The organism is Paraburkholderia sp. RL17-347-BIC-D (assembly GCF_046027915.1).
GTDB lineage: Bacteria > Pseudomonadota > Gammaproteobacteria > Burkholderiales > Burkholderiaceae > Paraburkholderia.
The window spans coordinates 1-302 of sequence record NZ_JARESS010000285.1 but is presented as its reverse complement, the minus strand read 5'-3'; the positions used below and the strand labels follow the sequence as shown (position 1 = coordinate 302).

Annotated in this window: 1 protein-coding gene and 1 pseudogene; both read left to right on the top strand. The window is 61.6% G+C overall.

Annotated features, from left to right (window positions below; translation table 11 throughout):
• A pseudogene (locus P0D96_RS48595) lies at positions 1-79 on the top strand (electron transfer flavoprotein subunit beta/FixA family protein); the annotation flags it as partial.
• Between the two features lie 13 nt (positions 80-92).
• A partial coding sequence (locus P0D96_RS48590; RefSeq protein WP_459252718.1) for an adenine nucleotide alpha hydrolase family protein occupies positions 93-302 on the top strand: 210 nt, incomplete at its 3' end.

Below are 302 nucleotides of genomic sequence, written 5' to 3'. Positions count from 1 at the left end.
GAAGCGCTCCGCCGGTGTGAAGGTGCCGGACGTGAAGACGCTGGTCGAGAAGCTGAAGACCGAAGCCAAGGTGCTGTAAGGAGACGGACGAAATGACGAATCTGGTAATTGCAGAACACGACAACGCGTCGATCAAGGCCGCGACGCTGAACACGATTGCAGCGGCGCAGAAGATTGGTGGTGACATTCACGTGCTGGTGGCGGGTCACAACGCGCAAGCTGCGGCCGATGCGGCAGCGAAGATTGCCGGCGTGAGCAAAGTGCTGCTGGCCGACGCGCCGCAACTCGAAGCGGGTCTCGCG